Genomic DNA, 7,604 nt, shown 5'->3' on the forward strand with positions numbered 1-7,604 from the left:
GGTGCTGGTGAGACGGCGATCGCTCGGGAGGAAGCCTAGGATACAGTCATGCGGCTGACCAACGTCGCGCACTTGCGCCTGCCGTTCGGCCGCCTGCTGGGCTTCGACGTCACTGCGGGTCGCGTGGGCCGGTCACTTCCCGTGTCCTTCGACCAACGACGCCACGTCGGCGCCGGCGACCGAGCGGGATCCTGGATGGCGTTGTCCTTCAGGCTCTCTGCGCCGGTACCGCCCGACGAGCTCGCGACCGCCTGGCTGGCGGTGATCGAGCGGCACGGCACGCTGCGGTCGGTCTTCGTGCCGGGCGAGGACGGCGAGCCTCGGCTGCACGAGGTCGATATCCGCCCCGGCGGCTGGGTCGAGCATGTGATCGCTCCGGGGCAGGCGGTCAACGATGCGCTCCGCGCCGTGCTCGACCGTGCTTGTACACCGTACGGTCGCCCGTCGTACCGGCTCTGCGTGCTCGAGACCGCGGTAGGGCCGACCGTGGTGGTCGCCGCCGACCACGCGCACGTCGACATGTGGTCGATGCTGGTGATCGCGCGCGACCTGCTCACCGCGCTGGCCGCGGTGCAGAGCGGTCGTGCACCGTCGTTGCCGCCCGCACCCGCCTTCGCGGAGCACACCCGCGCGCTGCGGGATCGCCCGCCGGCACCCGACGAGGTGCACCGCCGCTGGGCAGAGGTGCTGGCGGGCAGCGGCGATGTGATGCCACGGTTCCCGCTGCCGCTGGGTGAGGCGACGTTGCAGGAGGAGCGCGTGGAGGTGCGCGATGTCCTCGACGTCGACGACAGCGCCGCGTTCTCGGCGCAGGCCCGCGACGACGGCGTCTCGACCTTGGCGCTGGTGGTGGGGGCGATGACCGAGGTGACCTACGAGTTGGCCGGCACCGCACTGCGGGCCGTATTTCCGGTGCACAGTCGGTACGACACCACCTGGCACGACTCGGTGGGGTGGTTCATCACCAACTCGGTGCTCGAGTCGGCCGACTCCGATCCCCGTGCCAGCGCGGAGGCGGTGAAGGAGGCCGTCCGGATGGGGTCCTGGCCACTGGAGGACATCCTGCGTCCGTGGGGCGGGATGCCCGAGGCGCCGGGGATGTTCGCGATTTCGTGGCTGGACCTGCGTCGGCTGCCGGTGCGAGTCGACGCGACCGGATTGGAGGCGCAGTACGTCGGCGCGACGATTCGGACCGACGGCGTGATGCTCTGGTTCATCCTCGACGAGGCGGGGCTGCACCTGCGCTGCCGGTATCCGGACACTCCCGAAGCCCGGCGGCACGTCGGCGCCTGGCTGGACACGCTGATCGCCCGACTGCAGTCACGGGCACGGGCTTCGGTCGGTGGTCGGCTCCGACTCGGCGACCGGATCTATCGTGTGCAGCGGGCGGGGCGTACCGACGTGCCAACGCTGGTCGCGCTGCTCTCCGACGACGAGATCGGCCGTACCCGCGAAGGTTTCGAAATCGCCCGCTACGAGGAGGCATACGATGCCGTCACCAGGGACCCGTCGCACTATCTGGCCGTGGTCCGGGACGAGGGCGACCGGATCGTCGGCACCATGCAGCTCACCATCATTCCGGGGCTGTCCCGCGGCGGCGCCACCCGCCTCCAGATCGAGGGAGTCCGGGTCGCTGCCTCGGAACGCTCTCGCGGCATCGGAACCGCGATGCTCGAGTGGGCACATGACCACGGCAGGCACCGAGGTGCGACACTCGCGCAGGTCACCACAGACCGGGTCCGCGAGCGGGCTCACGCCTTTTATGCGCGGCTCGGGTACGACAACAGTCACGTCGGGCTGAAGCGGGCGCTCTGACCGATTCCCGGCGCTCGCTCAGGGGCGCGAGAGGGCGCCTCGTCCAACGTCCGGTGGTGACTGAACCGCCGTGGCAGGCCGATCACCGGGATTTGTCGCAGGTTGGTGACTCAGGGCACGAACCTGCGACATCTCACCTGGGGTTCTACTGCCACTTACCCAATCCAACCGTCGCGATGACGGCGGCATCTGCGCCTATCGCAGAGTCAGGTCTGAGTAAAACGACATGACCTTGCTCGCGTCACCCGATTCTGCCATTACCTGAGTACTCCCATGCGCGCAAAGCTGCGCAACCTCTCTCTCGACTGAGCGCGCCGATGCGGTCGTTGACCTTCGACCGAGCGCTGAGCACACAGATTGGCACATCGTTGCCCAGCGAGCGCAACGCGGTCACCACCGCGACGCCGTCCAGTTCGGGCATGTTCAGGTCGAGGGCCATGGCCGCGGGCGGGTTGTCGACAATACGCTGCAGCAGGCGTTGACCTGGTTCAACATCGCCACCTCACGGCTGTCCGACGACGAGATGGCCGAGCGCGACACCGAACTGGGCTTTCTCTGCTACGCCAACCACATCATCGCCGGCCGCCGCCGCGTCCGCCGGGCGCTGGAACTACCCCCAGACGACCTCGACGACTCGGTCGCCTCCCTGGCCGAGGCGGCCGACGAATTCACCCGCGGTTTCACGTACGCAACCCGGTGAAACCGTCAGGCAACCGTGGTGAAGTCGGGGTACCGCAATCTTCTTCTCGACAGCGACCGAGCCGGTCGCGAATCCGAGGAGGAATCATGACGAGCAACCGCCCGCCGGCGATCACGGCGACCGGGCTGCGGAAGTCCTACGGCGACCACCAGGTGTTGGCGGGGATCGATCTGCGGGTCGATGCCGGGACCATCTTCGCCCTGTTGGGTCCGAACGGTGCCGGAAAGACCACCACCGTGCAGACCCTGTCCACCATGATCGCCGCCGACGCGGGCGAGCTGCGCGTCGCGGGGCACGATGTCGGGCGCGAGCCCGACGAGGTCCGGGCCGCCATCGGTGTCACCGGTCAGTTCGCGGCGGTGGACAACTTGCTCACCGGCGAGGAGAACCTGGCCATGATGGCCGTGCTGCACCACCTCGGGCGGCGCGAACGCAAGGAACGCGTCAGCCGTCTGATCGAGCAGTTCGATCTGGTGGATGCCGCCCGCAGGCCCGCGTCCACCTATTCCGGTGGTATGCGCCGACGGCTGGATATCGCCATGGGCCTGGTCGGCGATCCACAGGTGCTGTTCCTGGACGAACCGACCACCGGACTCGATCCGCGCAGCCGCCGTGCGGTCTGGCGCTTGGTACGGGAATTGGTCGCCGGCGGCACCACTGTCTTCCTGACTACGCAGTACCTGGAGGAGGCCGACCAACTGGCCGATCAGATCGCTTTGATCGACGGCGGCAAGGTGGTCGCGCAGGGAACTCCGGAGCAGCTCAAGCGCCTGGTACCGGGTGGCCACGTGAACCTGCGCTTCACCGACGCCCGGGCGCTCGCCGCGGCGGCGCTGCTGCTTGGCGCCACCACCCGCGACGACGACGAACTAACGCTGCAGATTCCGAGCGATGGCGGCGTCGACACCCTGCATACCCTGCTCGACCGGCTGTCCGCAGCCGCCATCCAAGCCGCCGAATTGTCCATCCACACCCCCGATCTCGACGATGTTTTCCTCGCCCTCACCGGCCAGCCGAAGGAGTCCGTGCGATGAGCACCACGATGAAGTACGCCCTGACCGATTCCATGATGATGGTGCGGCGCAGCCTGCTGCACATCGTGCGCTACCCCGCCATGACGGTGCCGCTCGTCATCGGACCGATCGTCTTCCTCCTCTTGTTCGTCTACGTCTTCGGCGGCACCCTCGGAGCCGGGCTCGGAAACTCCGGTGGGCGAGGCGATTACGTCAACTATGTGACTCCGGGAATTCTGCTGCTGGCGGTCTCGGGCGCGGCGACGGCCACTGCTGTGTCGGTGTGCGCAGACATGACACAGGGCATTGTGGCGCGGTTCCGCACCATGTCCATCTTCCGGCCATCCCTGTTGACCGGACATGTGGTCGGCAGCATGGTGCAGACCTTCCTCAGTGTCACGGTCGTCATCGCCGCCGCGGTCGTGGTCGGATTCCGGCCGAGCGCCGGACCGCTCGAATGGCTGGGCGCCGCAGGCATACTGGCGCTGCTGACCATGGCGATCACCTGGATCGCCGTGCTGATGGGGCTGGTCAGCGACAGCGTCGAAACCGCGTCCAATCTGCCCATGCTGCTGATGGTCCTGCCCTTCTTCGGCAGCGGTTTCGTACCCACCGACTCCATGCCGACCTGGCTGGGCTGGATCGCCGAGCACCAGCCTTTCACCCCGGTCATGGAAACCCTGCGCGGCCTGATGCTGGGCACCGAGATCGGGAACAACGGCCTGATCGCCGTCGCCTGGTGTGTGGCCATCACCGCCGCCGCAAGCTTCGGCGCCACCAAACTACTGAACCGCGAGCCCTAACCCATCCCGGACCGTGTCGAGCGCTTCGGCTCGCACACCAGCCACATCCAAGGCGGCGTACGTCGAGACAGCCTCGACGTACGCCGCCTTATCGGCGTTCTCGGCGCTCACCCGAGTTCGATTGCTGGACATGGTCGGATGGATCTGGCGCGGGGGGTCGAGCCGCTCGGCCAGCGCGACCATACGGGCTCCGACCGCCGGTTGGTCCCGAGAGATCTGCACCTGGGCGAGCGCCAGCAGGCCGGCCCCACAGGCCGTCAACTCCGCGAGGAATCCACCCGGCTGCGCCGCTGGTTGCTCCAGCAGCGCGATCACCTGCCGGGGCAGGTCCGCCGCCAGCTCGTCGACCAGATCCAACCGGCTGTGATAGGCGTGGGCCAGCACGATCGCGGACAGGCTTTCCAGCGCCCACACCTGCACCCCGCGCGGGTCCGGCCGGTAGAACGGGTTCGCGGGATGCGATAGCAGCCCGGCGATTTCCCGCCAGCGCCACAGACCATCCTCGATGTCGCCACACGCCAATCGGATCTCGGCATTCGCCACCAGGGTGTACGGGTGCGCGAACGGGTCGGCTGGATCGGGCACCCGCGACAGCCACCGCTGCGCCGTATCGACGTCGCCGAGTTGCAGCGCGGCCATGGCCATCGCGACCATGAGGTCATTGCGGTCGGGCCGGGGGCCGACATCCTCGATCAAGCCGAGGGCGTATTCGCAGTGCGTGCTGGCCTGTTCGGCGCGTTCGGACAGCAAGGCGAGTTTTCCGATCCGGCAGTGCGCCTGGTACCGCAGCCACACGCTGTTCGCGCGCTGCGCGCTCCCGTCCAGGACGGTGAGCGCGCGCTCGGTGGCGGTGAGCGCGGTATCCCGGTCGCCGAATTGTTCGGCACGGAAACTCGCGACCAGCCAGGCGATTCCGGCGAGCAGGGGATACGGTGACGCGCACCGCTCATCGAGCGGGCCGGGGTCGGTCGACAACGTGGGTACAGCCGTGACGATGGCCGCCATCGCCCGGACCGGCGTGTCGGGCAGCGCGGGTGGTAGGCGTCGCAACACCACCAAGGATCTCAATTCGAATCCGCTCTGGGTCGCACCACTGAGCACACAGACGACGGCGGCGGTCCGGGTGACCTCCACCAGCTCCGGGCCGGGCCGGAAATGCGAAAGCACCCAGGCGCATTCGCGCGCCGACTCCGCGATTCGCGAGTATTGCGCCCCGGCGTACCACCAGCCTCCCAGCGTCGCCCAGACGGCTGCCACCGTCGGCCCGTCCGCCCGATCCAACCCGATCCGGAGCGCCCGCGCCAGATTGTCCTGTTCGGCGCGCAGCCCGGCAGGATCGGCCAGGCCGGTGAACGCGCTCACATTGCGACTGATGCCGAAATCGCGGGCCCACGCTAGGAATTCGGTCCGCGCCCGGTCCTCCTCGCCCGCCTCGGCCCGCCGGGTAGCGGCGAACTCCCGGACGGTCTCCAGCATGCGGAAACGCGTGCCGGTCGCCGCCTCGACAACCTGGATCAGCGACTGATCCACCAGATGTTCGAGCAGATCCAGGGTGTCGTCGAGCTCGCCGCCGCACAACCGATTCCCCGCCTCGGCGGTGAACCCGCCCGGGAAGACCGACAGCATCCGCATGGCCGCCCGGCCCTGTTTGTCGAGCAGGTTCCAGCTCCAGTCGACGACCGCGTGCAAGGTCCGATGCCGTAGCGGTGCATCACGAGATCCTCCCCGCAGCAGGGTGAACCGATCGATGAGCCGACGTGACACATCGGCGACGGTCAGCACGCGCACCCGGGCCGCTGCCAGTTCGATAGCGAGGGGCAGTCCGTCCAGATGCGCGCACAGCGCCGCCACCTCCGCCGGGGGCAGGTCGATGTCCGGCCGCACCGCACGGGCGCGCTGGGCGAAGAGTTCGGCGGCGGTGCCGGACGGCAGTTCCGGCAACGCGTGCACGGCCTCGGAGCTCAAACCCAGCGGTGCGCGGCTGGTGACGAGCACGCGGAGTTCGCCGGTCAGTGACACCAGAGCGCTCACCAGTTCGGCGACGCCGGAGCGGACCTGTTCGCAGTTGTCGAGAATCAGCAGGGCGGGTCCCGATCCCAGGGCTTCGGCGATTCCGCTGACCAGACCTTTCCCGCTGCCCGCCGGCGAGGTGGCGCCGGTACCGAGTGCGCCGGCCACCGTCGCGGCCACCGTATCGTCGTTGCCGATGGCGGCCAGCTCGATCAGATGTATCGTGCGTTGCTCGGCCGCCTGGCCGATGGCATGTGCCAGGCGAGTCTTGCCCAGCCCGCCCGGACCTACGATCGACACCACCCGCGCGGAGCGCAGCAGCGCGGTCACTGTCGCGATGTCGTCCGACCGTCCGAGCAAAGGATTCGGATCGTGCCGGATACCTTCTCGCACAACGGGTTCGCTCGATCGCAGCAGCTCCCGGTGGACTGCTCGCAGCGCCGCACCGGGATCGGCGCCCATCTCGTCGCGTAGTGCCCTGCGGTAGCGGTCGTAGCGGATGAGCGCGGTGGCGGACCCGGCCGTTTCACCCTCCGCGCGCAGCAACTCCGCCAGCACTTCCTCATCGCGCGGCGCACCCGCCGCGATTTCCATCAGCGGCTCGACCGCCTCGGCGTACCTGCCGGTGCGGGACAAGGCCAGCGCCCGCAGTCGCAGCAAGGTCCGATACGCGGGTGCCCGGCTCGCACGCAGCGCGGTCACCGGATCGTCGAGATCGGGATACTCCTCGACCGAACCGTCCCACAGCGCCAGCCCCGCCTCCGCCTGTTCGAGGGTGGCGAGGTGGTCTCCGGATCGGGCATGCCGCTGTGCCGCCGCCGCCCGGATCTCCAGCGCGGCCGAATCAACCTGCTCCGGAACCAGATTCAGGCGATACCCATTCGATGTGCTCGCGATGAGTTCGGCACCCAACTGCGAGCGGGTCCGCGACACCAGCACCTGAAGCGCCTTCGACGGGTTCTCCGGCATGGCATCGAGCCAGATCCCCGCCACCAGCGCCGAGGCACTGACCCCGGTCCGCAACTCACCGGCGAGCAGTGCGAGCAGAGCCCGCGAACGAGCCCCCTGGATCTCCCGGCCGGACAGCGCTACCCCGGACAGGAACGTCAGCTCGATTCTCACCCTCACACCTTAGTGGCGCGCCCACCCCTAGGCGGGCCCCAAATGTGTGGGCGGAATGCGGCGACGTTTGGGTTTGGGGGCAAGGGGGGTTTGTTGTGGCGGAAAAAATAGTCACCCCCGCCAGCCCCCCCCGGGGCCCCA

At 68.5% G+C, this 7,604-nt stretch carries 5 protein-coding genes and 1 pseudogene; 4 read left to right on the forward strand and 2 right to left on the reverse strand.

Going from position 1 to position 7,604, the window contains the following annotated elements:
• The first annotated feature begins 48 nt into the window (after positions 1-48).
• Entirely contained in the window at positions 49-1,815 is a 1,767-nt protein-coding gene (locus tag ACFWF2_RS26140) for a GNAT family N-acetyltransferase (RefSeq protein ID WP_379310090.1), read from the forward strand.
• A gap of 307 nt (positions 1,816-2,122) precedes the next feature.
• Here the strand turns inward: ACFWF2_RS26140 and ACFWF2_RS26145 are convergent.
• A pseudogene (locus ACFWF2_RS26145) lies at positions 2,123-2,257 on the reverse strand (response regulator); the annotation flags it as partial.
• A 36-nt stretch (positions 2,258-2,293) separates the two neighbouring features.
• Here ACFWF2_RS26145 and ACFWF2_RS26150 point away from each other — a divergent pair.
• The 3 genes from ACFWF2_RS26150 (at position 2,294) to ACFWF2_RS26160 (ending at position 4,331) form a co-directional block, all read left to right on the forward strand.
• Positions 2,294-2,515, forward strand: coding sequence for a hypothetical protein (locus ACFWF2_RS26150; RefSeq protein WP_379310091.1), 222 nt, complete (start codon positions 2,294-2,296; stop codon positions 2,513-2,515).
• Between the two features lie 86 nt (positions 2,516-2,601).
• Positions 2,602-3,549, forward strand: a complete 948-nt coding sequence (locus ACFWF2_RS26155; RefSeq protein ID WP_379310092.1) for an ATP-binding cassette domain-containing protein — start codon at positions 2,602-2,604, stop codon at positions 3,547-3,549.
• Positions 3,546-4,331, forward strand: coding sequence for an ABC transporter permease (locus tag ACFWF2_RS26160; protein ID WP_379310093.1), 786 nt, complete (start codon positions 3,546-3,548; stop codon positions 4,329-4,331). The genes ACFWF2_RS26155 and ACFWF2_RS26160 overlap by 4 nt, the downstream gene beginning before the upstream one ends.
• Here ACFWF2_RS26160 and ACFWF2_RS26165 read toward each other — a convergent pair.
• Positions 4,311-7,463: an ATP-binding protein gene (locus ACFWF2_RS26165; protein ID WP_379310094.1), complete on the reverse strand. Its 3,153-nt coding sequence runs from the start codon at positions 7,461-7,463 to the stop codon at positions 4,311-4,313. The two genes, ACFWF2_RS26160 and ACFWF2_RS26165, sit on opposite strands and share 21 nt — an antisense overlap.
• Positions 7,464-7,604 lie beyond the last annotated feature (141 nt).

The organism is Nocardia sp. NPDC060259, from assembly GCF_042728775.1.
Lineage (GTDB): Bacteria > Actinomycetota > Actinomycetes > Mycobacteriales > Mycobacteriaceae > Nocardia.